The following is a 24,018-nucleotide window of genomic DNA, read 5'->3' on the forward strand; positions in this document are numbered from 1 at the left end:
TGCTCATTGCTACTGGTCCTTCTCTCTGTATTCCTTGTCAGTCTTCAGGTTAAAACTGCGCCGGTGATATTGAGTAATTCCATACGCCTGTAACCCCTCGTAGTGCTGAACCGTTGGGTAGCCTACATTCGTTTTCCACCCATAGTGCGGGAAATCCTGATGCAGGCGCTTCATCAGCTCATCGCGATGCACCTTGGCCAGGATTGAGGCCGCACCGATGGAAACCGACCGGTCATCTCCCTTGACGAGACAGGTGTAAGGAATCAGGCTGCTGCCGTACCGGTTGCCGTCGACAAGCAGATAATCCGGTTTCTCGCGGGCGGCATCCACACACTTTTGCATCGCTTTCAGGGAGGCCCAGAGAATATTCAGCTCATCGATCTCATCAACACTGCAGTATTCTACTGTCCAGAACAGGGCCCGTTGCTTGATCAGGCCTGCAAGACGCTTGCGTTCGCCTTCCTCCAGGCTCTTGCTGTCCCTGATCCCCTCGATATCGGTGCCGGACTCAAAAATAACGCCGGCCGCGGCCACTGGTCCGGAGAGACACCCCCGCCCCACCTCATCAAGTCCCATCACCCGGCTATAGCCCTGTTGCCATAATCGCTGCTCATATTCCAGTCTCGCATTCATGCTCAGATAATATTTTCTGCAGTATTTGAATGTTGGGTTAGCCGAAAAACTATAAAAAACCGTCAAATTTTCAGAAGTTTTTTACTTATCAGGCATCCTAAAAAATATTCCCGAAAATATCTCATTAAAAAAGCAAAGCCAATAGTTGTTTATCTTGTGGAAGTGTAACTCTAGTAGAATAAGAACATGGAAAAACCGACAGCAGAACAAATACAGATCTGGGCAAAACGGATTTCCGAGTCGGACCAGGAGGCTTTCAACCGCTTTTTCCGGTCCATGTACCCCCGGCTTGTCCATTTTGCCATGCGATATACGAGACGTAAAACCGTAGCCAGTGATATCGTCCAGGATGCATTTGTGAAGTTGTGGGAAAAACGGCGAAACATCGATCCGGGCCAGTCGATCAAGGCCTACATTTACAGGACCGTGCGGAACAAGGCTCTCAATTATATACGCGATCACTCAGACGAGACGGTGGGACTGGAGGTGTTGAATGATACACCGGCCGATACCGAAACAGAAATTCAGTTAAACGATCGTTCCGAACAGTTATGGGAACTCCTCAAACAGTGGATCGAGGAGCTGCCGGATCGCCAGCGCGAGGCGTTCAAGCTGAGCCGGTTTGACGGGCTTGACCACGAAGAGATAGCCGGGGTCATGAATATATCATCCAACACGGTGAACAATCATATCGTAGCCGCCCTGGACAATCTGCGAAGCCGCTGCGATCTTTATCAACAAGAAGTAAACGAAGCATGAGTTATGACTGATCACACCGGACATAACAAAACCAACAAGCGTGAAGTGGAAAAACTGCTTAACCAGTTTCCTGCTGACAAGAAAGACCTTGCAAAAAAAATATGGGAGGAGAGTCCCCGGGCCGCCCCTGAATACGCCGCTATAACTGGGGAAGAAACCGAACAGGCACTGAATAACGTTCACGAACGGCTGCCGGATTTCAGTTCTGACAGCCCAAACAACGGCTCATCTATTTCACCTGCCTGGCGGTGGATGGCAGCTGCGGCTGTATTGTTTCTTGCCCTCGGGGCCGGATGGCTGTTCATTCCCAAAACTGCTTCTGCCCCGTACGGGGAACTCGCCTCGGTGATGTTGCCGGATGGATCTACCATTGACTTAAACAGTGGAACTCACATCACGTATAACCGCTTGTTCGGAATTACGCATCGCGATATAGACCTGGAGGGCGAAGCCTACTTTATTGTTGAAGACGGTGACCATCCATTCGTCGTCAACACCGCCACCTCTACTATCCAGGTCACCGGCACCGAGTTCAACGTCCGTTCTTGGAGCGAAGATCCGGGCGGAGAAACAGAAGTAACAGTTTCGGAAGGAAGTGTACAGTTTTTTCCCGCTGAAGAACCCGACAGTTTCGTTACGATCAATCCGGGCCAGTTAAGCAGGTTTGCCGCACGGTGGAACAGGCCCACCCCTCCCGAATCGGTGGCGGTTGATCGCTTTCTGGGATGGCGGAACAATAAATTGATCTTCAACAATAAAACGCTTGGCGTCATCTTCCGGGAACTTGAACGCAGGTTTGATGTAGTTATCGACCTTCAGGCCGTGGAGGTCGCCAATGAAACGCTAACGACCTACTATGCAAATCCCAAAGATATTGAGCCCATACTCGCGGATATCTGCCGGGTTAAGGGACTTCGCTACGCGCAGACCGCCAATGGATATCGCGTATACTGAACCTGGCGGTATTCCGGTTATGAAAGATGGGAAAAACAATTTCTGGTATACCCTGTTATGCTGAATCTCAAAACCAGGATCAAAACAAAACACCCTGATTTTAACAGATGAAAAGCAGCTTTTTACGGACCTGTCTCTGCGTTTTCCTCCTTTTTTGGGCAGGGAGTACCCTCCATGCGCAAGAGCGGCCCGAAAAGAACTACTCGTTCGAGTTCAGGGGCGTTTCCCTGACTGCTGTCCTCGATGAAATTGCCCGCGAGACCGGTATCGACCTGGTGTACGATCCGGAACTCGTCAACGATGTCACCATATATGAACGGATTCAGGCACAACCAGTCCCCGAGTTGTTGAAGACCATTCTCGCTGATACCCCGCTCGACTTCCTCACACTCTCTTCCGGCACTGTTGTCATCGTGCAGACGGTGAATGAAGAACCGGCTTACGGTTCGTACTACGGGAAGGTCGTAGACAGCGAGACCGGCGATCCCCTGCCCGGCGCTTCTGTCATGCTCGCCGATGCATCCGGCGGCACCAGTACCAGCCAGGCGGGCAACTTTTCCCTGAATCGCCTGGTTTCCGGAACATATAACATTATCTTCAGCTACGTCGGCTATCATCCTGTCCAGAAAACAGTGGAGATCAGGCCAAACCAGGATACGCAGCAAAAAGTGGCCCTGCGTCCCAAGCCGCTGGATTTCAGCCCTATTGTAGTAACGGGCCACGTTCCGCAGATGCCGTTTAATCACGACGGGGGAGAAACGATCGCTGTCGACTCGCAGTGGGAGCCAACCGGGCGCATTCAGAATACCATCCACAGCCTGTCACTGCTCCCCGGGGTCCAGTACGGACTGCCGATGACCGACCTGCACCTGCAGGGCGGGCAGAGCAGTGAACACCGTATTCTGCTGGATGGAGTTCCTGTTTACAACCCATACAGCTTTGGCAAAATGTTCAGTGCATTTAGTCCCTATGCCATCAACAAGGTAGAGCTTCATAAAGCGGGATATGGAGTATCGCAGGGCAGCCAGATTGCGGGACTGGTGGACCTGCAACATCGCATCGGCAATAATTCCGGGCCGGATGCCATGGTACAAGCTGATCCCCTGAGCCTGAATGCACGAGCCGGTACCCGCCTGAACTTCAGTAACAACGATTCCTCTTCACTGGATATCATGGCAGCGGCCCGTACGAATTACTGGGACCTGTACCAGGAGCCGATACTCCAGCAGACTCTCCGTAAGTGGGATGCCCTCGATCCACTTGTTACCAACCTGCTTATCGATTCTGACGAAGACGCCACCCTGTACCGGCCCGAGGAACACCATTCCGATGTACGGTTTTACGACCTCCACCTGGCATCACAGTACAATATCGATGCCTACCGTACCCTTTCCTCATCGTTTTATGTCGGAGAAAATTTTGTCAGTACCGATCTGCTCCGGCAGGCACCCCGGGCTGAAGAACTTCCGGAATACCTGTATGCCCAGGATGCGTATCGCTGGAACAACGTGATGGGACAGCTAACCTACGAACATTTTATATCTTCACGTTTCGACCTTCAGTCCCAGCTCAGTTTCAGCTCCAACCGGTTCAGCCACCGCTATCGCATAGGAACCAATGAGGACCCCAGCCTCCCCGAAGTCAACCTGGCTGCCGGCGATGTATATTCCACCTTCCAGGCGGCTGGAGAACAAAACCAGATACCTACCCAGCGAAATTCGAACCATATTGACCATTTTATCTTTCGAACTGACGGGAGCTACAGTGTAAGCCCGAACTTCAGCCTGGAGGGCGGCCTGCGGCTGGATGCTGTTGAATCGCGTGTGGACCTAAGCGATCTTTTTTACCTGCCGACGATTTCAGATCAGCGGTCGCATTTTTACAGCGGATACCTGAATGGAAACTGGATACTCGGTGAATACTGGAAGCTGACGGCGGGAAACCGGTTAACGCTGCTTCAACCTGCAAAAGAGCTGTACGCTGAGCCCCGGGCCAGCCTGCAGTACGACCGTCCGGATACAAAGATGGGGTATTGGTCGGCCCGGCTCTCCGGCGGCATCTACCGGCAGTTTATCAACCATTATGAAATTACCAATCCCGGACCAACCTCCCTTGTACCCTCATTTTCCGTATGGTCCCATGCCGAAGCCGACGAGATTCCGGAAGCGTTGCATCTGAGCGGTTCTCTGCACCTTAAACCCAGCACCCGCACCAGCCTGGACCTCGAGGGATTCTATAAATGGCAACCCACGACCTACACGGTCTCTTACCGTAACCTGCTGCAGGGAATTTCCGTTGACCGATCCGGATTTAATGCTTTTGCCGAAACCACCGAAATGAAATCACTGGGCGCCGGTCTTCGTATCAATCAATCTCTGGCCGATGCCCGGCTCAAGTTGTTGCTCGGCTATGATTATAATTTTAGCCGCATCGACCTGGATTCGCAATTCGGGCATGCGGTGCCCGCACCCTGGAACGAGCCCCACCGTTTCCAATTTCGTGCCCTCTGGCACGTCACGCCCGGCTTTTCAACCGTCCTGAAATGGCAAAGCATCCTGGGAAGGTCCTGGGGATTCCGGCAGGCTTATTACAACTTTCTCTACTATGAAACGGGAGGACCGTATGGTGAATATTCGTTCAACAATCCAGAAAAAGACCACCTCAGCCCCTTTCACCAGCTGGATCTCTCCCTGGTTTACGCCCCTTCCTTCAACCAGTTTGACCTGGAGATCAGGCTCGACCTGATCAACCTGATGGATCGTGCCAATACCATCGACTGGAGTCTCCAGCCTGAACGTCCGGGAGCACAGGACTATACCATCCGTGAGCGGAACATGCCTGGATTCAGTCCCTCTCTCAGTATACAGTTGGCATATTAAGCCCCCCTTTGCAAGAATCACTCCACTCCCTGACGCATAGTTACTGTCCATTTGAAAGTGTATTAGCAGTAGAAACAAGAAAAGTAAAATCAAAAATCATCTGCAAGCCATGAACAGCGCAAGAACAACCCGCTTTATCATATCCATTCTGACTATCTGCGTTCTCAGCACGTGCGACGGCCTGCTGGACAGTACCAACTCCCGGCTGGATACTATTGACTGGCGGGAGGGAGCTGAAATTGTACCGGCACCCGAGGATTCACTCTCTGCAGAACTGCAGCAGGCCTACCGACAGGATGCTGAAAAACTGGCTATTCGATATGTTAACAATTCCGATTCGACCGAAACAGCCATACCCAGCCCGTTGATTGACAGGATCTATAATGGACTTGTACATGTGGCTGCCTCCGGGCATCCCAAAGCGAATGAGGTTACCGAAGATTATCAAATCCATGCTCAGATGCCCTCCCATCCGCGCCAGGTGGTAGTTCATGTGGATACAACCGCACCGTGGATCGGTGCCTGGAAAAATGGTGCGCCGGATACAGGCAATGAACAGATCGATATGCTGATGGAGGAATTTAATCTTGAGCCAGTCAGCTACCAGGCAGTGGAATCCACTCCCAATGCAGAAGTAAAACTTCAGTCCGACAAGGCGATCAATGTATTTGCCGTGGGCAGGCAGTTCCGAACGCTGGATTACATCGTCAATGCCGGTTCAGAAGGCATAACGGACGGCAATGAAATTGATGTCCTGTTTTTCAGCAATCACCTGCGTTACTACTACACACTCGGATTTGGCGACTGTCCCTCCGGGTGCATAAATTCCCATGTGTGGGTATTTGACGTCTACAGCGACGGAACGGTTCAGTTTGTGGGAGAGGAGGGCGATCCCCTTGAAAATATTAATTAACCGATGAAACGATTTATTACCGGCGTGCTGATCCTCTGCACATACGCACTCTTTGCCGGTTGCGGGAACACGCTTTCCCCTTTCAACTCCGGATCGGCAGATAAACTGTATTTCAGCTCATTTGAGAGCAAAGCCGATACCTCCGGCTGGCAAAGCTTCGCTGCTTTTAACATAAGAAATGAGACCCCACCAGCCGGGGGAGAAAAATCGGTCTATATTGCAGGAGGATGCCTCTACCCGCACGCGTTACTGGAGATACCGGGTATTGGCAAAAGCCTGGAGGTGGAGCTCCGCCTGTGGGGTAAAACCCTTGTCAACGGGGGGAACGTGGTGCTAACAAATACCGGCACGGGAAAACGTATTTCAGTGGCCGTCACCGATTCTTCATGGACCGAATACCAGTCCGCCGGCAAGCTTGCCGTGAACAAAAACGACCGACTGGAACTTTCCATGAGTTCCGTGGGGATCATCCCGGGCGGTATGCTGGTCGACCGGGTTGAAATTGCCGTGACAAAGTAAATATTCCCGATCTCGCTTCACGCGGCTTTATTGCCAACAATATTCAGGCATCTGCTTCTCCTTTCTAATTCAGGCTCAGGCGGTACCTGTCGTTGAAGTTCTCCATCTGGTTATAAATATTACATACAAAAACCGCCGATATTGAATGTTTTAGGCTGTTCACTGGTTAACATATACGCAGTAGACTTTGTAAAACCGTTATTTTGTCCAATCTCGGAATTTATGCAGATTATAAATCCCTATAATAGGATATAAACTGCGGTTCTGAATTAACTCATGCGTTGATCCCGGACAAAATTACTGGTTCTGAAACCTTCGACAAACCTAACCCAGATCGCAACTATTTATGTATTTCAAGTACCAACAGTGGGACGAACGTTTCAGTCGTGGAACAGGCAAATCCCCTTTCGATACGTTGTGGGATCTATTCCAGGAGCTGCTAACGATTGCCAGTGGCGATGTGGCGCAGGCCATGCGGTGGCTGACCGAGCTGGACAAAGAATACGGGCTTACCGACCAGTTTGAGGAGGGCTACGGCATTGCTGATTTCATGGATGAGATGAAGGAACGCGGATATATTCGGGAGGATGAGAATCAGCAGACAATGATCATAACCCGGAAAACGGAACGCAGCCTGCGGCAGCGCTCGCTCGAGGAGATTTTCAATAATCTGAAAAAAGGCAGTTTTGGCGGTCACAAAACCAATTACACCGGCACAGGGCGCGAACGACAGCCCGAAACCCGCCCCTGGCAGCAGGGGGATGACGTGAGCAATATCGACAGCGTGGGCACCATGATGAACATGCTGAAGCACAGTTCCATCGACCAGGTCAACCTGCATGAAGATGACCTGCGGGTCCATGATACCGACCACTACAGCTCGGCCGCAACGGTATTACTTATCGATTTGAGCCACTCAATGGTGCTTTACGGGGAAGACCGCATCACCCCGGCAAAGAAGGTGGCGATGGCGCTCTCAGAGCTTATTATGAGAAACTACTCCAAAGACTCACTGGACATTGTCGCATTCGGCAATGAAGCCTGGGAGGTCAGTATTGAAGACCTGCCCTACCTGGAGGTCGGACCCTACCATACCAACACCAAGCAGGCCTTGGAGCTGGCCCGTCATATCCTGCACCGCCGGAAATTTACCAACAAGCAGGTATTCATGATCACAGATGGCAAACCCTCCTGTATCATTGAAAACGGGCAAATATACAAGAACAGCTACGGCCTCGACCGAAAAATTGTCAATAAAGTGCTGGATGAGGCGGTGAAGTGCCGCCGGGACGATATCACCATTACCACGTTTATGATTGCCCGCGATCCCTACCTGCAGGATTTTGTCCGCGAGCTGACGGAGGCCAATAAAGGGCGCGCCTATTTCTCCTCTCTCGACAACCTTGGAGAATATATATTTGAAGACTATATCAAAAACCGGAAGCGCCGGATGAAGTAACATTTTGGAACCGGTTCATTCCCCTGGCACTTTTGTCTAAGAGACTTTGCAAAACCGTTGTTTTATAGAAGAGCCCTCGTCTAAAAAAGTGAAGCCCTGAACGCAATATTCAGGGCTTCACTTTTCAACTGTTTTTCAATGCCGTAATCAGCTTAAATGCCTAGCTGCTGCATAACTGAATCGGTGATATCATAATTTTCACGGGCCGAAGGAGAAGCGTACAGTATAATCACATCCCCGTTACTCGTGGTGGTATTCAGTACATAGGTGAGGTCCCGTTCTTCAGCAACCGTATTGATAGCCTCTTCAATCTGCTGCAGCAGCGGACCTACAAGCTCTTGCTGTTTCTGTTGAATCTCCTGTTGAAGCTGTGTTTGGAACTGCTGCAGTTCAGCCTGCATTTGTCCAAGTCGTTCTTCTTCCTTTTGCTTAGCTTCTTCGGAAATGACCGCCGATTTCTGCTGATAGGCGGTAACCTGTTCCTGGAAATTGGTCTGCTTATCCTGCAGCTCCTGGCGTTTCCGGTCCGCAAAATTTTGAAGGCGCTGTTGCACCGCCTTCATTTCCGGCATTTTGCTGAGGATAGCCTGCGGGTCAACATAGCCTATTGAAAGATTATCCTGGGCCTGTGCGCTTTGCGTGAGCGCCATCCCCGAAAATGCCAGACAAAAAACTAATACTGTAAGTACTCGCTTAACCATAATTTCTTGCTCTTTTAATATGATTCTAAATTAATTTGATTCGCTATTCATACGATCCAGAACCTGTTGGGTAACATTTAGCTTCTGATCGGCTGAATAATAGATAATAGTTTCACCCATGCCGGTTGCCTCATTCAATACAAAATCAAGATTATTAGCCTCAGCAGTGGCGGCAATTGCCTGATCCATCCGGTTGTAAATGGGGGCCATCAGTTCCGAACGGCGCTGTTGCACCTGCTGCTGGATGCTTTGCTGCATCTCCATCAGCTCCTGCTCCCGGGTTGCCAGCTCTTCTTCCCTTTTTTGCTGTTCCTGTTCCGACATCGAGGCCGCATTCTGCTGGTAGGTGCTTACCGCCTGCTGAAAGGCCGTACTCTCCCGCTCCAGCTCGGATCGTTTTTCCTGGATAAAAGAGTTTAGCTGCTGTTCAATATCGGCCCGTTCGGGAAGCTGACTGAGCACCTCCTGTGGATTCATGTAGCCGATACTCAGATCCTGGCCTACGGCTGTAAGTGTAAATGCGAATAAAAGGACAAAAGCTGTAGCAAGTAGCTTTCTAAACATAAATGTAAAGGGTTTACAGATTATAATGGCGTGTGATTATACTAACTATTTTTCTTAATTGCTCGTCTGATTTGCGCCGGTGTTGATATCCAGTTCCATCAGCACTTCATCATTCAGATTCCATTCCTGCCTGAAATAGAGCATGCTTGTATCTGCCGCCCGGTCGAATACGAAATCATAACCATTACGTTCCGCGACGACGTTTATTGCCCTAAAGACCCTGCGCTGTATCGGTTCCAGCAGTACTTTTTGTTGTTGAAAGTATTCACCTTCGGCCCCAAACTTCTCTTCACGGTACTGCTGGCGTTCCTGTATCCGCCGGCGAATTTCCTGCTGCCGCTGGTTACGAACCTCTTCAGTAAATAGTATTTCCCTGTCGGAAAAATCCTGTTTTAACTGCTCGATCTCATTCTGCATCTGTTCCAGTTCCTTCTTCCATTTTTGGCTCAGGGTACGCAGTTTTTGATCAATACCTTTGTATTCGGGCATCTGCTGCAGGATAGTGTCCGTGTTAACATACCCGATCTTCTGCTCCTGGGCCTCGGCAACTGTACCCACCGACAGGCAGCCGACAACCGCCAGGCAGAGCAGCTTCCAGTTATGTGACGTTAAGCGTTTCATCTTTATCAGAATGGCGTTCCGATATTAAACAAGAACTCCCATTCGCCTGCCTCGATCGGGGGATTGGTACCCGGCAGTCCATCCAGGCGATAGCCGTAACTCAAGTCAACCAGTCCCAAAATGGGGAGAAATATCCGTACCCCCACTCCAGTTGCCCGTTTCAGATCAAACGGGGCAAAATCCTCGATATTCAGGTATGCATTTCCGGCATCACTAAACAGGTATGGGATCACCTGGACCTGGTCTTCCTGCACAGCAGGATATCTCAATTCCAGGGAATATTTGCTGTAAAGTCGGCCACCGACCTCTTGCCCGTCAATGCGTGGGGTGATTGACCCGTTATTTCCGCCGGGAAACCCGCGCAGATCAATGTTGTCATTGATAAAGCTCTGTCGCTGCTGCATCTGTGTTCCCCCCAGCATAAATCGCTGGAAGTTGCTGCGCTGCCCGGAACCCAGGTATCCCAGGTATCCGTACTCAATCGTATTGGTAAAGACCAGCTTTCCGGCAAGCGCCGTGTGGTTCTGATACGATGTTTTAAGCTTGTAGAATTGGGCAAATGACGGCAGCGGCGGGGCTACCTCGGCAGAGAACAACAACTTTGACCCGGAAGTGGGTGATATCGGATTGTTCAGCGAATTTCGTTCTATCTGCTGGGTAATACTCAAAATGCTGGAAGTCCCCTCGGCAAGAAACGATGCGCCACCGGCCACATCATAGAGTTGGTACGAAAGGACCGTTCGGCGGGTGAAATAATCGTCCGGCCACTTCAGGCGTTTACCGAGCGAGACGCTTCCGGAAAAAAGCTCATTTCTCAGGTCGCTGTTCCGGTACTTGATCAGGTTGTAATTGAAGTTGACGCCCAGCGAGAGGGGTTCGCCACCGAGCCACGGCTCCTGGAATCCAAAACTGTAGCTTTGATAACCGCCACCGGTGACCTGCACCCCAAGTGACAATTTCTGGCCGTCGCCCGAGGGGATCGGGTTAAACCCTTCTCCGCGCAGCGCCCGCCCCATTGAAAAATTGTTGAAATTGAGCCGCGCCGAAAGAATCAGTCCGATCCCACGTCCGCCAAAACCCCCGGAAAACTCAAAATTGTCGGTACTCTGCGACTCATCCAGCTCATAATTGATATCGACCGTCTTGTCCTGGTAGTTGGGTTGGGGGACGGGATTTATATTTTCTGACTGGAAATAGCCCAGGGTCCCAAGCTCGCGGACTGTACGCACAATCGCCTGGCGGCTGTATGTTTCTCCCGGAATAGTCCGCAGGGTGCGGCGCACCACATCGTCATGGGTTTTGGTATTACCACTGAACGAAACCTCATTGATGGTGGCAATTTCATCCTCAACAATATTCATATGGATATCGAGTGAATCTTCGGCGACCACATCAATCTGGGGCTGTACATCAAAAAACAGGTACCCGATATTGTGGTAGAGGCTGGTGACGTCGGTATTTCCCTGGGTAAACTGCAGGTTCTCCTGGAATTTTGTCTCGTTAAACACCTCTCCTTTCTGGAAACCCAGTGCCTGTGTCAGGCGCTCATCGGTATACACCGTATTGCCTTCCCAGGTGATATTCCGCACTTTGTACTGGGGACCCTCACTGACCTTGATCCAGACCCCGACCCCTTCCTTGTCATCCTTGTAGTTGTAGGTGAAAACCGAGTCTTCCACGATGTAGAAATCACGGAACCCGTTCTCCCGGTAAAAGGTCCGCAAGTTGGTTTTGGCCTCCTCGTAGTCTTCCTGCTTAAACAGCTTTTTTGAAAAAATCTTCCACCATCGATCCTCCTGGATTGTATCCAGTGTTTTCCGGAGCTTCTTCTCGTCGTAGTTTTCATTGCCTTCAAACCGGATATCCTTGATCTCAAGCCGTTCACCCGGGTCAATATCGAAATACATGGTCACCCGGTTTCGCACCGTATCCGCAGTACTCGTGGAGATATCAACTTCGGTAAACCAGTGTCCCTTCTCCTTATAGAAGTTTTTAATCGTATTAACAGCCTGTGTTTTGGCCGACTGGGTCACGGCAAAACCGGAGAGTAGATTCAGGCGTTCCCGAAGATCATTCCGCTCTGATCGCTTCACACCGCGTATTTCGTAATCAGAAAGTCGCGGCTGCTCCACCACCTTTATCTGCAGGTGTATCCCATCGGCGGTAGTTCCCGTCTGGTTAATTTCAATATCAGAAAACAACCCGGTCCTGTTCAGGCGCCTCATCGCCTGGGAGATATCTTCACCCGGGATGGTGATGGTCGATCCCACCTCAAGGCCGCTGGTACTTTCAATAAACGAAGGACGAACAGTATTCACCCCTTCCACCGAAAGGCTCAGTATTTCATATTGACTGGGGGTCGCCTCCAACGGGTTGCTTATTTCAATATCAAGCGTGTCGCTGCCTGTATCCTGTGCGTAAACGGCCGTTGTGAAAACGAAAAATGCTAGTGGAAATAAAAACAGTAAAGCTTTGGTAAGTAAGCGTTGAACCACAATTTTCTTTGATCGCTGATTAGACTTCTGAATTAAGTTGAGTGTACTAAACGTAGGAACCGGCCTTTTTCTTTTGTGATTTATTTCCTTCCAGTGTTCCGAATCTCCGTTCACGGCTCTGGTAGGACTGAATGGCTTTATAGAGCTCGTTTCGGCGGAAATCCGGCCAGTAAGTTTCTGTAATATACAGCTCGGAATAAGCCAGTTGCCAAAGCAAAAAGTTGCTTATGCGGTATTCTCCGCTGGTCCGGATGATAAGATCGGGATCCGGTATTTCAGCTGTCGAAAGGTGTGAACTAATTAGATCGTCATCAATATCTTCGGGATCGACCTTCCCCTCCTTAACCTCCCGGGCCAGCTTTTTTACGGCCTCGGTGATATCCCACCGGCCTGAATAACTGAGCGCAAGGCACAGGTGGAGCCTGGTATTGTCGCACGTTAACTCGGCTGCTTCCTTGAGTTCATCCTGGCATCTTTGGGGAAACCGTTCAATTTGCCCGATCGTGGCCAGCTTAATATTGTTTTTATGGAGGTTTTCGGCCTCTTTTCTGAGTGAGTTAACCAGCAAACGCATCAGCGCATTGACCTCTGCTTTGGGCCGCCCCCAGTTTTCAGTGGAAAAGGCGTAGAGTGTCAGGTATTCAACTCCCATCTGCGCACACGCTTCGGTAATGTCGCGTACGGAGTCAACCCCTGCCTTATGGCCATAGGCGCGTATATTGCCCTTGCTTTTGGCCCATCGACCGTTCCCATCCATGATGATGGCTACATGCCGGGGGATCTCCCCGGAAGCAACAAGTTCCTGCTGCTTTTGCTTATCCACAACATCCTGTTCTGTATCTGTAAGCTGAATCGGTTTCAATGACATCCTAATGAGTTATTTAAAAGCTCATTATATTAGTGCTTTATCCTCGGTTATTCAAGCATCATAACTTATAAGCTCTCAATTTGTTGTGTTATGGAAAGCATCTCCAGTACGGCCAGGGCTGCTTCCGTTCCCTTATTCCCTTTCGGGGATTCCGCGTCGGCCCGTTTCGTTGCCTGTTCAACGGTATCTGTGGTAAGAATCCCGAACCCCACCGGCTTGCCGGATGAGAGATTAAGATCTGCAAGTCCCCTGGTTACCGCCTCACAAACATAATCAAAATGGGGGGTGTCCCCGCGAATAACCGCCCCGATGGCAATTACGCCATCCACTTTTGTGAGCATTTTTTTTACCGTCAGCGGTATTTCAAAAGAACCGGGACAACGCGCCACCACAAGTTGGTCTTCCGCCAGGCCCTTGCTGCGCAGCAGGTCCAGCGCCCCCGCCAACATCTTGTCGGTTACAAACGAATTCCACTGTGCTGCTACAATACCTATTTTCCAGGTGCTATCCGTTATATCTGCTTCAATCTGTTGAACTGGCATCTATCTACTTTTTAAACTGATATTTTTTTTCGCTGCCGGGTCATCTGCTTGAGTTTTTCAACCTGTGCCAGGCTGGTCGTGATAACGCCAAAATTACGCAGGTAACCCTCCCCGTCGCCGTGATAATCGCTTCCGCCGGTCATAAGCAAATTGTGCTGTTCGGCCATCTCCCGGTATTTTTTCTGCTGATCGTAGTTGTGGCTGGAATGAACAACCTCCAGGCCGTCAAGACCCGCATCAATCCATTGCTCAATCTCTTCCCGGGAGTACAGCACGCCCGGATGCGCCAGGATGGTGGCACCTCCGGCCCCCTTGATCCGTTCAACTGCCTCTTCGTGCGATACGTAATAGCTCTGGATAGGTCCCAGCGCATGGTTGCCCAGATACCGGATAAACGCCTCCTTGGCACTGCCTACATAGCCTTTTTTGACGAGTACCGACGCCACATGCGGACGCCCCACATTTCCACCGGCAGCTTCGGCTCGCACCTCATTTTTGTCGATATCCAGCCCCTGCTGGGTTAACTGGCCGACGATCCACTCGATACGATCGAGGCGGGCTTTCTTGTGATGGGCCAGCAGCTGCAGGAAGTCGGGATCTTCCGGGTCAAAACAATAGGCAAGCAGGTGACTTTCCCGGTTGTTAAAATCGCAGGTGAGTTCTACGCCCGGAAGGACCTCCACCCCGATCCTCTCTCCGGCTTCAGACGCCGGAAAGTAACCGTCAATCGTATCGTGATCGGTTATGGCGATCACCTCCAGCCCGTTTTCACTAGCCAACGCGGGGACCTCTTCGGGAGATAACCGGCCATCGGAGGCGGTAGTATGGATATGTAAATCTGCCTTACCCAAAAACTATTGGTTGATTGCCAGTATTTGTCGGTAGCGATTGGCGTTGTGTATTACTTCGATCCCTCTTTCCACAAACGGATCAAACTGAACGGACGCTTCGTACTTTCCGCTTTGCCCCCGGTAACGAGAGATAAGCTCCAGATAGAGAATCTGTTTAATCTCCTCCTTTTGCTCCTGCAAATTTTCCTGCTTTTCATTGTCAAGGGCCTGCTCCAGCTGACTCAAGCTTTGGCCAACGGCATTGCTGGCATCCAAACTGGCAAAGTGTTCCTCCACTTTTTCCAGATGTTGTTCCGTTCTTGTCTCATAACTGAAATCGTTTTCGTCCAGGTAAGCCTCGAACTCCTCAAAAATGGAGTCGGGAATGGTTTGTGCGTCCAGCGATTTGTGATTGGCTGCATACTTGTTGGCAAAAAAGAAAAAGTGGCTGTTTTGGTACAGGGCCGTTTCAAGCAGGGTGGGGGCATCTTCCCTGACCTCAAGGTCAGGAGCAATCCCCTGGCCGTCGTACACCGTTCGGCCATTCCGGGTCTGAAATGCTTTTCGGGCAGAGTCCGGCATGTTGATCTGGGAGTTATTTTCATCATGGGTGTAGGTTACCGACTGAATACTGCGGCCGCTCGGGATATAATATTTTGCTGTTGTAATCTTTAACGCGCTGTTGTAGGAAAGGGGCCTCACTACCTGCACCAGCCCTTTGCCAAAACTCTGTTCACCGATAATTACCGCCCGGTCCAGGTCTTGCAGCGCCCCCGCCACAATCTCAGAAGCGCTGGCGCTTCCGCCGTTCTGCAGAACTACCAGCGGCAATTTCTCCACCATTGCGGGTTCTTCGGTTCTGTATGTGCTGTTATGTTCGCTCAGGCGTCCCCGCGTTTCCACCACCTTGACGCCCGGCTCCAAAAATTTGTCAACCGTGGAGACAGCCTCATTCAACAGCCCCCCGGGATTGTTCCGCAGGTCCAGGATAAGCCCTTTGAGATCGGCCCTATCCTGCAACTCGGTTATCGCCGTTCGGACCTCTTCGGCAGTATTTTGTGAAAACCGGCTTAACAATATATACCCCACATCGTTACTGCTCCCCACCAGGCCGCTGTAGGCCACATTTTTTACATCAATCCGCTCTCGTGTGAGCTCAAAATTGAGCAGCTGATCACTGCCATAGCGCTCTATCGTCAGCGAGACGGTAGATCCAGGTTCGCCAAGCGTCATATTCTGAACTTCCTCGGCAGATAAATTCTCTACCGAAATGCCGTTAACCTTGACAATGACATCGCCGGTACGGATACCCTTGCGATGGGCGGGGTACCCTTCCATCGGGGCGATTACCACTATTTTGTTACTTCTAAATCCAACTTCAAGTCCTACCCCGCCATAATTTCCGCGGGTAATGATATCAAGTTCCTGGTTCTGGGCCTCGTCGATAAATACAGTATAGGGATCCAGCGATTCCAGCATCGCGTCGACCCCTTTGCGCATCAGCTTTTCGGGATTCACCTCATCTACATAATTGAGGGACACCTCGCGGAATACCTCACTGAAAATGGTGAAATTCTTTTTTATCTGGAAGTAAACATCAGGTAACCTTGCCGCACCGGCCACCATCAGAAAAAGGACAAGGGAGCCGGCAACAGCCGTAATTTTTGCTTTTTTACTCATTAAACCACACTACTCGTTGTTTCTAACTCTATTTAATGCGAAGAGTCTGCCCCACGTAGATCTGCGATCCCTGTATATTGTTGAGCTGCCTGATTTGGGACACAGACACTCCAAATGAATTCGCTATCTCTATTAACGTATCGTTTTGACGTACCGTATACACCGTAGACCCAGAACTGGAACCTGAATTTGAACTGGAGCCTTCAGCAGAGGCGTACAGCTGGGTCACATCTTTGCCTGAACGCTGCTCTCGTTCAATGCTCTGCTTCTTATCAAACGGCATTTCGTTGACCTGCCGGTAATAGTTTTCCTTGCTTTCAGGAACATAAACGGTCAGCGTTTGTCCCGGGTGGATATAATTTGAAATTCCGTTCCATCCCCGGATCTGCCAGGCGCGCACATCATACCACTCGGCAATATGGCCCACGGTATCCCCCTTTTTGACCTTGTAACTAACTGCGGTGGTGTTGGCCGGTGCCTTTGCCCGAGATCGCGTGTTCGAAGCGCTGCTGCTGCGCGGCTGATGGGTCGGGCGATTCACCGCCAGCTTCTCGTTGCTGCCCGGCGCAAGGGGAACAACCAGTTTTTGCCCCGGATAAATAACATTCGAAAGGTTGTCATTGGTCTCGTACAACGCGCGGACCGATGTGCCATACTTGCGGGCGATATGTCCCAGCGTTTCGCCCCGCTGTACCGTGTGCATAGCGATGTTTCGGTTGCGATCTTCCCTTGGGATATTCTCATAGTTTTCCTGGAACTCCTCTTTCGTACCAACGGGCAGTTTCAGCGAATATCTGCTCCCCGGGGGAGTAGCCCAACGCAGCAGTTCAGGGTTGTATTCCTTGAGCTCCTCGGTTGTTATCGAGGCCGCTTTTGCCAGCTGATCCAGCGGCATCAAGGGATCTACCTCAACCGTCTCGTAATCGTATTCGCTTTCGCCATATTCCGTCTGGAATCCAAATTCGACGGGATTGTGAGCGACCATCGTGGCAGCGATAAAGCCGGGCACATATCCGCGGGTTTCGCGCGGCAGATAGTCATAAGCAGCCCAGTAATCCTCAATGCCGCCGCCAGCCCGAATTGCCCGTTTCAAACCGCGTGGACTAATATTATAATTGGCCATCGCCAGGTGCCAGTCGCCCCAGATATTATACAGGTCTACCAGGTGACGGGCCGCCGCACGCGTTGCCTTCTCCGGATCTCGTCGTTCATCCACCCAAAAGTTGACCTCCAAACCATACATGGAGCCCGTCGCCCGGATAAACTGCCACATCCCCACTGCGGATGCCCAGCTCCGTGCCCGCGGATTCAGCCCGCTTTCAATCATCGAAAGGTGAATCAGCTCTTCCGGCGCGCCCTCTTCCCTGAATATCCGTCTCATCATGGGAAAATACTTTTCCGAACGCTGAAGCCATTTCTCCATCACTTCGGGGCGCCGCATCGTGTAATACATAAGGTGACGGTTCACCTGCCGGTTCTGTACCAGCGGTACATCCGTTTCATTTACCGTTATATTTTCCGGCAGCACGTATCCCTCTTTCATCCAGTCATTGTTTTCAGCAAAAAGTTCTTCCTGGATTTCAAAAATTTCCCCTTCAACCTCCCTGGAAGAGTCTTCAATACCGTAAAACTCGCGGTACTCGGTCATCACCGACCGGTAAAGTTCGTTAAACCGCTTGTCCGACTGCACCTCCGGGAATTCATCCAGCAACGACTGGATGGAGGAGAGGGCGTTGTTAATATTTTTTTCGGTGTTGACAGGATCGTTATTGATCTGTGCTTCTATCGCGTTCACATGCAGACGGTAGATACCCGCAATCCGGTTCATTATTTCCTTCTGGAACTCGTCAAGCTCCCTTGCTTCCGGTTCACCTGCATCGCCAAAATCCATTTCCACAGGTTGCAACGGATTGTTGTAGGGAAGTAGCTTTTTACCGATCGGCACCTCCTCCAACTCCACCTCCGAATCCCGGTTCTGGGCCTCAGCCGTAAAAACAGTTGCTGTTAGAAACATAATTAGGATACACAGATATCGCTTTTGCATGCCGTACCGATTTAATCTTTTAAGGATAGATTTGATATCAAATTAGGTGAAAATTTAATAAATCCGAATTAAAATTAAACATATCCTCCCTAATTCCACAACCTTATGTACACCGGCAATTCGAATTTGCGGGATAAATCACCGCGGGGGTCCCGGGATGAAGAACTTCAGCTCGTGCAGAGTAACCTGCAAGTTGTTCTGTTTCCCGATTTTAAATTTGGGCAGAAGATCCGGGGAACACTACTGGTGTTTCGTCCATTGCTGTACGATAGGCCAGCGCCGCCCGCTGCCAAACGCCTTGGGCGATACTTTTAAACCCGGTGTGGCCTGGAATCGTTTGAACTCGTTGTTGTCGACCATTTTTATAAGTCGTTTTACGAGGTCGTAATCAAAACCTTGTTCCGCGATGCGTTCGGCCGACTCCTGCTTTTCAATATAGCTGTACAGAATGGGATCCAGCACCTCATAGGGCGGCAGGCTGTCAGAGTCTTTTTGACCGGGCCGAAGTTCTGCCGTCGGCGGCTTGTCGATGACAGACTGCGGAATCACATTCCTCCCGTAATAATGCTCGTTCAGCCAGCGGGCCATATCATATACTTCGGTTTTGTACAGGTCGTTCAGCACTCCCAGTCCCCCGTTCATATCTCCATAAAGCGTACAGTAGCCGGTGGCCATCTCCGACTTATTCCCGGTATTGAGCAGCATATACCCGAACTTGTTGGCAACTGCCATAAGCAGCATGCCCCTGATCCTGCTTTGCAGGTTTTCCTCGGCCACCCCAAAGGAGGTACCCCTGAACAACGGTTCCAGCGTATCCTCATATTGCTCGTAAATATCTTTAATGGCCAGCTGATGAAACCCGATTCCCAGGTTTTCTGCCAGCCGTTCGGAGTCACTGATGCTGCCTTCAGACGAAAACTCCGAGGGCATGGTAATGCCGATCACATTGCCTGGCTTAAGCGCCTCGGCTGCGATACAGGCCACAAGCGTGGAATCGATACCGCCGCTGAGTCCGAGAATAACCTTTTCGGCAATGCCGGTCTTTCTCAGGTAGTCCTTCAGACCCAGTGACAGGCCTTTGAAAACACCTTCTGACTTCTCCGGTATTTCAGCAGGGGGCTGCCCAATATTTACAAGTGAATCGTTTTCGACATCCCACGCCGTATCCACGTAACACTCTTCAAAAAGGGGGGCCCGGGCCACCATATTTGCCTGGCTGTCGACCGCCATCGAATCCCCGTCAAAAACAAGCTCGGTGTTGGCCCCGACCTGGTTGCAGTAAAACAGCGGTCGCTGCAGGTTCCGGGCGTGATCCTGCAACATCCGCTGCCTGCTCTGCGGTTTGGTTTTAGTAAAGGGTGAAGCGGATATATTGATGATCGCCTGCGCCCCCCGTTCAGCCAGCTCTTCGGCCGGATTCAACCGGTAGGTGTGGTACTGGATGTCATTTTCATTGTACCATATATCCTCGCAGATGGTAATCCCCAGCCTGATTCCATCAATTTCAATACATTCAAAATGATCGTTCGGTTCAAAATAGCGCAGCTCGTCAAATACATCGTAGGTGGGCAGGAGCGTTTTGTGGACCTGTGCCAGCTTCTTTCCGTTTCGGGCAACCAGGGCGGTATTGCAACACTGCCGGCCAAACCGCAAGCCCCTGTTTGGGGTTATACTGCCAAATACAAGTGCCGTGCTTACCGTGGTGGCTTTAATAATCCTTTCGTTGGCAGCATAAACTGAATTGCGGAAGGCCGCCCGTTCCAGCAGATCCATGGGCGGATATCCACAGACCGTCATCTCCGGCAGGACCAACAGGTCTATTCCATCCGATACAGCTTCTTCCAGGGCTTGGAGTATTGAGCGTACATTCTGTTCCAGGTCACCAATAGTCTGGTTTAACTGTTGAAGACGTATTTTCATGATTACGGCAACTCCAGGGGCGTCAGTTCACATTAGTTTTACAATTCCATTTAACTTGCAAAAGGACTTTGCCAAACCGTTTTTTGCCCAGTTTCGGCATATTTCCAGGTTTCGGACTCCTTATCTACTATGGGATAAAAATGTTACGTAAGAATTACTGGTACGTAAAAACCGAGAATGGGAAAAACGACAAATTCACGGAATCCAATGTATAACAATGATCCAAGAGATGAAATACGGATTTCAGCGATGCTCCGGCGAATAGCTTATGCCCTCCTTGCCGGCTCGCTGCTCAGCCGCAAAATCGGTTCGTATATAGTCCGGGGCAATCGGTTCAGAGTAGGATTCCAACTCTTCAACCGGTATAAACCGGAGTTCTTCCATAATTTGACCGCTGTCGGGATGTTCGGGATCGCTGCCAAGTGATGGTTCCCCACCCATGCCGGTAACATCAAAATAGAACTCAAGGGCATGAAAAGGGGGAGCCACCAGTTCATTGACGTGCCGCAGGGAGCCGACCTCTATCTGGAGTCCTGTTTCTTCCCGAAATTCTCTTACCAATCCCTCTTCCGCGGTTTCTCCGAACTTCACACCGCCGCCCGGCGGCAACCAGACGGTACGGCCGGTTACAGGAGAACGCATCCTGATCATAAGGAGAGCCTCATCCCGGATCAGCAGGCCGCTGACCCGAACACGAATTCGTCCTTTATAGGGCGAGCCGGGCATGTCAGCCAACCACAACCTCTTCTTTGTTGACAGGACTCGTTAAATCATTCTGCCTGGCATATTCCAGGCTTGCCTTTACAAAATCCACAAAAAGGGGCTGTGGATTGTTGACCGTGCTGGTCAACTCCGGGTGGAACTGAACACCGATAAACCAGGGATGTTCCTGCAGTTCAATAATCTCCACGAGATCCCGATGTGGGTTTACGCCCGAGAGCTTCATCCCCTCTTCGATCAACCGGTACCGCAGGTTATTGTTGACCTCGTAACGGTGGCGATGGCGTTCCTGTACAAAATCGGTGCCGTATGCCTGGTGGGTTTTGGTACCCTCCTTAATCTTGCAATCGTACAGGCCCAGCCGCATAGTTCCCCCCTTGTCTTCAATCTCCTTCTGCTCCGGCATGAGATCGATGATCGGGTGTTCACAGTCCTCGTCAAACTCCGTACTGTTGGCATCCTCCCAGCCACAGACATTCCGGGCAAACTCAATGACAGCGCACTGCATTCCCAGGCAAATACCAAAGAAGGGAACTCCATTTTCACGGGCGTACCTTATCGCCGACAGCTTGCCGTCGATTCCCCGGCCTCCAAAACCAGGGGCTACAAGGATCCCCGATACTTCCTCCAGCTTCTTGGCAATATTGTTGTCGTTCAGGTCATCCGATTGTATCCATACAATATCGACATGGCAGTCGTTAACGGCTCCGCTGTGAATAAAAGCTTCTACAATAGATTTATAGGCATCCCGGTGTTCAACATACTTCCCGACCAGGGCGATCTTTATCTCAGTAGAAGGATTGCGCACCGCCTCAACAAAGCCGATCCACCGATCCAGCTCCGGCTCCTTCCTTTCGAGCGAAAGCTTGTCGATAACCCGGGCGTCAAGTCCCTCTTTCTGCATCAGCAGCGGTACTTCGTAGATGCTCGGGGCGTCGATCGATTCAATCACATCTTCGACCTCCACATTACAAAATTGAGCAATTTTTCGACGAATACTCTGGTCAAGATGATGTTCCGTGCGGGCGACAATAATATCTGGCTGGAGTCCGCTTTCCGAGAGCGTCTTGACTGAATGCTGGGTCGGCTTTGTTTTCAGTTCCCGTGCCGCAGACAGGTAGGGCACCAGCGTCAGGTGAATGGCCAGCGTGTTTTGGCGACCCACATCGTACCGGAGCTGGCGTACTGCTTCAATGTAGGGCAGACTTTCGATATCGCCAACGGTACCGCCAATTTCGGCGATGACCACATCATAGTCGCCCGATTCCCCCAGCTGCAGCACGTGCGATTTGATCTCATCCGTAATATGGGGAATGACCTGCACCGTTTTACCCAGGTAAGCCCCCTGGCGCTCCTTGTTGATTACATCGTAGTAGATACGGCCGGTTGTCACGTTATTTTCCTGGGAGGTCTTGATATCCAGGAACCGCTCGTAATGCCCCAGGTCGAGATCTGTTTCCGCGCCGTCATCGGTCACAAAAACTTCTCCGTGCTCATAGGGATTCATCGTCCCGGGATCCACATTGATGTAGGGATCCAGCTTTTGAATGGTCACTTTCAGTCCCCGGGCCACAAGAAGTCGTCCGAGCGAAGCGCAGATGATACCTTTGCCTAGTGAGGATGTAACACCGCCGGTGATGAAAATATATTTCGTTGCCATTATGTGCTGAAGGTTGAGTTGAGGGTTAAGGAAAAATAGAACCTTTCGGCTCACCATTCAAACCGTTATAAACTTTTTTTGGATTTCGTAAGTGCCATGGCGATCGATGGTGTAATTAGCATTTGGTAACGGTCCAATAGAAATGATGACGGGCAGACCGTACCGGGCTTCCCTGCATTATATTGCCCTCATCAGCCGGCATTCTCCTGCTACAGGCTGCAACACCTTGGAACATCTACGCTCAAAAGGGCTATAATGTCAATGTAGATGATAGATCGGGTTCATTACCCAGTAAAAGATATGGTTAACCTAAGGGGGGACAGGCCCTGACAAGTACTGTCCCCCATTTTTTCTTCACGGGAAAAGGGTCAATCGTTCTCTTCTCTAAAGAATATCCATCAAGAGAGGAAGGTCCGTATTACTTGTTCACACTCTCCGCCACCTTCCGAAGCAGGTCGGGCTTATCCGAAAAGATACCCGTCACCCCCATTTTCACCAGTTTTTTCATTCTCTGCTGCTGGTTCACGGTATATACAAACACCGGTATATTGTGCAGCCGGATGTCCCGTAACCGCTTGCGATTCAGCTGCTTGTAACTACAGTTAAATGCATCAGCAGAGTAATCGGCCACCAGCTGCGAGGGCAGTCGCTTGTTGGAGGTCTGACTGTTATACAAAAGAGCCGCCGGCATGGTTGGTTCCAGCGCTTTTATGTGTGCTATCGCCCGGTAGTCAAAGCTGGAAAAAAGGACGTGGTCTTCCATCCCGTACTTCCTGACCAGCTCAAGTGATTTCTCCTCTACGCCCCCTCTTTCCTGATCCGTGACAGCCTCGGTCTTGATCTCAATATTCACGGCAATCCTGTCTCTGGCAAACTGAAGAACCTCCTCCAGGGTGGGTATTTTCTCACCGGCAAATTCCGCGCCGAACCATGAACCGGCATCCAGCTCTCTTAACTCATCCAGGGAATAATCAGCCAGTTCCCCCTCCCCGTTGGTATGGTCTGCAAGTGTTGCATCATGAAAAACGACCGGCACCCCGTCGCTGCTCATCATCACATCAATTTCGATCATCTCCGCTCCCATCTCAACTGCTCCCCGGAACGCCGGCATGGTATTTTCGGGAAAATAGGCACTGGCCCCGCGGTGGGCGATGACGATAAAGTTATCTCCGTTGTCGCTATAAAGAGTGGGAAGCATATAGGGGAAAGATTCAGATTCCTGGGCAGATAGAGCAGGGGATATTGCAGCAAATACTG

Annotated in this window: 20 protein-coding genes; 6 read left to right on the top strand and 14 right to left on the bottom strand. The window is 50.7% G+C overall.

The annotated features are described in order from the left end of the window. Positions 1-9: 9 nt before the first annotated feature. Positions 10-633: a ribonuclease HII gene (locus ACG2E4_RS00515; RefSeq protein ID WP_395275385.1), complete on the bottom strand. Its 624-nt coding sequence runs from the start codon at positions 631-633 to the stop codon at positions 10-12. 186 nt (positions 634-819) lie between these two features. Between ACG2E4_RS00515 and ACG2E4_RS00520 the strand changes: the two genes are divergently transcribed. From ACG2E4_RS00520 to ACG2E4_RS00545, 6 genes are all read left to right on the top strand, one after another. Continuing rightward, entirely contained in the window at positions 820-1,392 is a 573-nt protein-coding gene (locus ACG2E4_RS00520; RefSeq protein ID WP_395275386.1) for an RNA polymerase sigma-70 factor, read from the top strand. Positions 1,393-1,395: 3 nt separating this feature from the next. Next, entirely contained in the window at positions 1,396-2,346 is a 951-nt protein-coding gene (locus tag ACG2E4_RS00525) for a FecR family protein (protein ID WP_395275387.1), read from the top strand. Positions 2,347-2,453: 107 nt separating this feature from the next. Beyond that, positions 2,454-5,225 (top strand): carboxypeptidase-like regulatory domain-containing protein, encoded by a 2,772-nt coding sequence (locus ACG2E4_RS00530; protein ID WP_395275388.1) that lies wholly within the window; start codon positions 2,454-2,456, stop codon positions 5,223-5,225. A 109-nt stretch (positions 5,226-5,334) separates the two neighbouring features. After that, positions 5,335-6,138, top strand: coding sequence for a hypothetical protein (locus tag ACG2E4_RS00535; protein ID WP_395275389.1), 804 nt, complete (start codon positions 5,335-5,337; stop codon positions 6,136-6,138). Between the two features lie 3 nt (positions 6,139-6,141). Beyond that, positions 6,142-6,657, top strand: a complete 516-nt coding sequence (locus ACG2E4_RS00540) for a hypothetical protein (RefSeq protein ID WP_395275390.1) — start codon at positions 6,142-6,144, stop codon at positions 6,655-6,657. Between the two features lie 346 nt (positions 6,658-7,003). Beyond that, on the top strand, positions 7,004-8,116 hold the full coding sequence (locus ACG2E4_RS00545) for a VWA domain-containing protein (protein WP_395257778.1): 1,113 nt from the start codon (positions 7,004-7,006) through the stop codon (positions 8,114-8,116). A gap of 152 nt (positions 8,117-8,268) precedes the next feature. Here ACG2E4_RS00545 and ACG2E4_RS00550 read toward each other — a convergent pair whose 3' ends face one another. The 13 genes from ACG2E4_RS00550 to ACG2E4_RS00610 form a co-directional block, all read right to left on the bottom strand. Continuing rightward, positions 8,269-8,817 carry an OmpH family outer membrane protein gene (locus ACG2E4_RS00550; protein ID WP_395257776.1) on the bottom strand — a complete coding sequence of 183 codons (549 nt, stop codon included), beginning with the start codon at positions 8,815-8,817 and terminating at the stop codon, positions 8,269-8,271. Positions 8,818-8,847: 30 nt separating this feature from the next. Continuing rightward, entirely contained in the window at positions 8,848-9,381 is a 534-nt protein-coding gene (locus ACG2E4_RS00555) for an OmpH family outer membrane protein (protein ID WP_395275391.1), read from the bottom strand. Positions 9,382-9,435: 54 nt separating this feature from the next. Continuing rightward, positions 9,436-10,002, bottom strand: a complete 567-nt coding sequence (locus tag ACG2E4_RS00560; RefSeq protein WP_395275392.1) for an OmpH family outer membrane protein — start codon at positions 10,000-10,002, stop codon at positions 9,436-9,438. Between the two features lie 5 nt (positions 10,003-10,007). After that, the gene (gene bamA, locus ACG2E4_RS00565; protein ID WP_395275393.1) at positions 10,008-12,497 is read right to left on the bottom strand and encodes an outer membrane protein assembly factor BamA; all 2,490 of its coding nucleotides are present in this window, start codon (positions 12,495-12,497) and stop codon (positions 10,008-10,010) included. Positions 12,498-12,543: 46 nt separating this feature from the next. Next, a complete protein-coding gene (locus tag ACG2E4_RS00570) occupies positions 12,544-13,365 on the bottom strand; it encodes an isoprenyl transferase (protein ID WP_395275394.1) in 822 nt (273 codons plus the stop codon). A 65-nt stretch (positions 13,366-13,430) separates the two neighbouring features. Next, positions 13,431-13,907 carry a 6,7-dimethyl-8-ribityllumazine synthase gene (gene ribH / locus ACG2E4_RS00575; protein ID WP_395257766.1) on the bottom strand — a complete coding sequence of 159 codons (477 nt, stop codon included), beginning with the start codon at positions 13,905-13,907 and terminating at the stop codon, positions 13,431-13,433. Positions 13,908-13,918: 11 nt separating this feature from the next. Next, entirely contained in the window at positions 13,919-14,758 is an 840-nt protein-coding gene (locus ACG2E4_RS00580) for a PHP domain-containing protein (protein ID WP_395275395.1), read from the bottom strand. Between the two features lie 3 nt (positions 14,759-14,761). Next, entirely contained in the window at positions 14,762-16,417 is a 1,656-nt protein-coding gene (locus ACG2E4_RS00585; protein ID WP_395257762.1) for a S41 family peptidase, read from the bottom strand. Positions 16,418-16,445: 28 nt separating this feature from the next. Then, positions 16,446-18,431, bottom strand: coding sequence for a LysM peptidoglycan-binding domain-containing protein (locus ACG2E4_RS00590; RefSeq protein ID WP_395257760.1), 1,986 nt, complete (start codon positions 18,429-18,431; stop codon positions 16,446-16,448). 270 nt (positions 18,432-18,701) lie between these two features. After that, positions 18,702-20,381: an NAD+ synthase gene (locus ACG2E4_RS00595; RefSeq protein WP_395257758.1), complete on the bottom strand. Its 1,680-nt coding sequence runs from the start codon at positions 20,379-20,381 to the stop codon at positions 18,702-18,704. A gap of 243 nt (positions 20,382-20,624) precedes the next feature. Continuing rightward, positions 20,625-21,107 (bottom strand): NUDIX domain-containing protein, encoded by a 483-nt coding sequence (locus tag ACG2E4_RS00600; RefSeq protein WP_395275508.1) that lies wholly within the window; start codon positions 21,105-21,107, stop codon positions 20,625-20,627. Position 21,108: 1 nt separating this feature from the next. Then, positions 21,109-22,761 carry a CTP synthase gene (locus tag ACG2E4_RS00605; RefSeq protein ID WP_395257756.1) on the bottom strand — a complete coding sequence of 551 codons (1,653 nt, stop codon included), beginning with the start codon at positions 22,759-22,761 and terminating at the stop codon, positions 21,109-21,111. Between the two features lie 418 nt (positions 22,762-23,179). Continuing rightward, positions 23,180-23,959 carry a glycerophosphodiester phosphodiesterase gene (locus tag ACG2E4_RS00610; RefSeq protein ID WP_395275397.1) on the bottom strand — a complete coding sequence of 260 codons (780 nt, stop codon included), beginning with the start codon at positions 23,957-23,959 and terminating at the stop codon, positions 23,180-23,182. Positions 23,960-24,018: the final 59 nt, after the last annotated feature.

This window comes from Halalkalibaculum sp. DA384, assembly GCF_043951955.1.
Classification (GTDB): domain Bacteria; phylum Bacteroidota; class Rhodothermia; order Balneolales; family Balneolaceae; genus JAMQKA01.

What these genes read in the sequence shown, in the direction of transcription:
- ACG2E4_RS00515 (WP_395275385.1), bottom strand. Translation starts at nt 633, where the DNA reads ATGAATGCGAGACTGGAATATGAGCAGCGATTATGGCAACAGGGCTAT.
- ACG2E4_RS00520 (WP_395275386.1), top strand. Translation starts at nt 820, where the DNA reads ATGGAAAAACCGACAGCAGAACAAATACAGATCTGGGCAAAACGGATT.
- ACG2E4_RS00525 (WP_395275387.1), top strand. Translation starts at nt 1,396, where the DNA reads ATGACTGATCACACCGGACATAACAAAACCAACAAGCGTGAAGTGGAA.
- ACG2E4_RS00530 (WP_395275388.1), top strand. Translation starts at nt 2,454, where the DNA reads ATGAAAAGCAGCTTTTTACGGACCTGTCTCTGCGTTTTCCTCCTTTTT.
- ACG2E4_RS00535 (WP_395275389.1), top strand. Translation starts at nt 5,335, where the DNA reads ATGAACAGCGCAAGAACAACCCGCTTTATCATATCCATTCTGACTATC.
- ACG2E4_RS00540 (WP_395275390.1), top strand. Translation starts at nt 6,142, where the DNA reads ATGAAACGATTTATTACCGGCGTGCTGATCCTCTGCACATACGCACTC.
- ACG2E4_RS00545 (WP_395257778.1), top strand. Translation starts at nt 7,004, where the DNA reads ATGTATTTCAAGTACCAACAGTGGGACGAACGTTTCAGTCGTGGAACA.
- ACG2E4_RS00550 (WP_395257776.1), bottom strand. Translation starts at nt 8,817, where the DNA reads ATGGTTAAGCGAGTACTTACAGTATTAGTTTTTTGTCTGGCATTTTCG.
- ACG2E4_RS00555 (WP_395275391.1), bottom strand. Translation starts at nt 9,381, where the DNA reads ATGTTTAGAAAGCTACTTGCTACAGCTTTTGTCCTTTTATTCGCATTT.
- ACG2E4_RS00560 (WP_395275392.1), bottom strand. Translation starts at nt 10,002, where the DNA reads ATGAAACGCTTAACGTCACATAACTGGAAGCTGCTCTGCCTGGCGGTT.
- ACG2E4_RS00570 (WP_395275394.1), bottom strand. Translation starts at nt 13,365, where the DNA reads ATGTCATTGAAACCGATTCAGCTTACAGATACAGAACAGGATGTTGTG.
- ribH (WP_395257766.1), bottom strand. Translation starts at nt 13,907, where the DNA reads ATGCCAGTTCAACAGATTGAAGCAGATATAACGGATAGCACCTGGAAA.
- ACG2E4_RS00585 (WP_395257762.1), bottom strand. Translation starts at nt 16,417, where the DNA reads ATGAGTAAAAAAGCAAAAATTACGGCTGTTGCCGGCTCCCTTGTCCTT.
- ACG2E4_RS00590 (WP_395257760.1), bottom strand. Translation starts at nt 18,431, where the DNA reads ATGTTTCTAACAGCAACTGTTTTTACGGCTGAGGCCCAGAACCGGGAT.
- ACG2E4_RS00595 (WP_395257758.1), bottom strand. Translation starts at nt 20,381, where the DNA reads ATGAAAATACGTCTTCAACAGTTAAACCAGACTATTGGTGACCTGGAA.
- ACG2E4_RS00600 (WP_395275508.1), bottom strand. Translation starts at nt 21,107, where the DNA reads ATGCCCGGCTCGCCCTATAAAGGACGAATTCGTGTTCGGGTCAGCGGC.
- ACG2E4_RS00605 (WP_395257756.1), bottom strand. Translation starts at nt 22,761, where the DNA reads ATGGCAACGAAATATATTTTCATCACCGGCGGTGTTACATCCTCACTA.
- ACG2E4_RS00610 (WP_395275397.1), bottom strand. Translation starts at nt 23,959, where the DNA reads ATGCTTCCCACTCTTTATAGCGACAACGGAGATAACTTTATCGTCATC.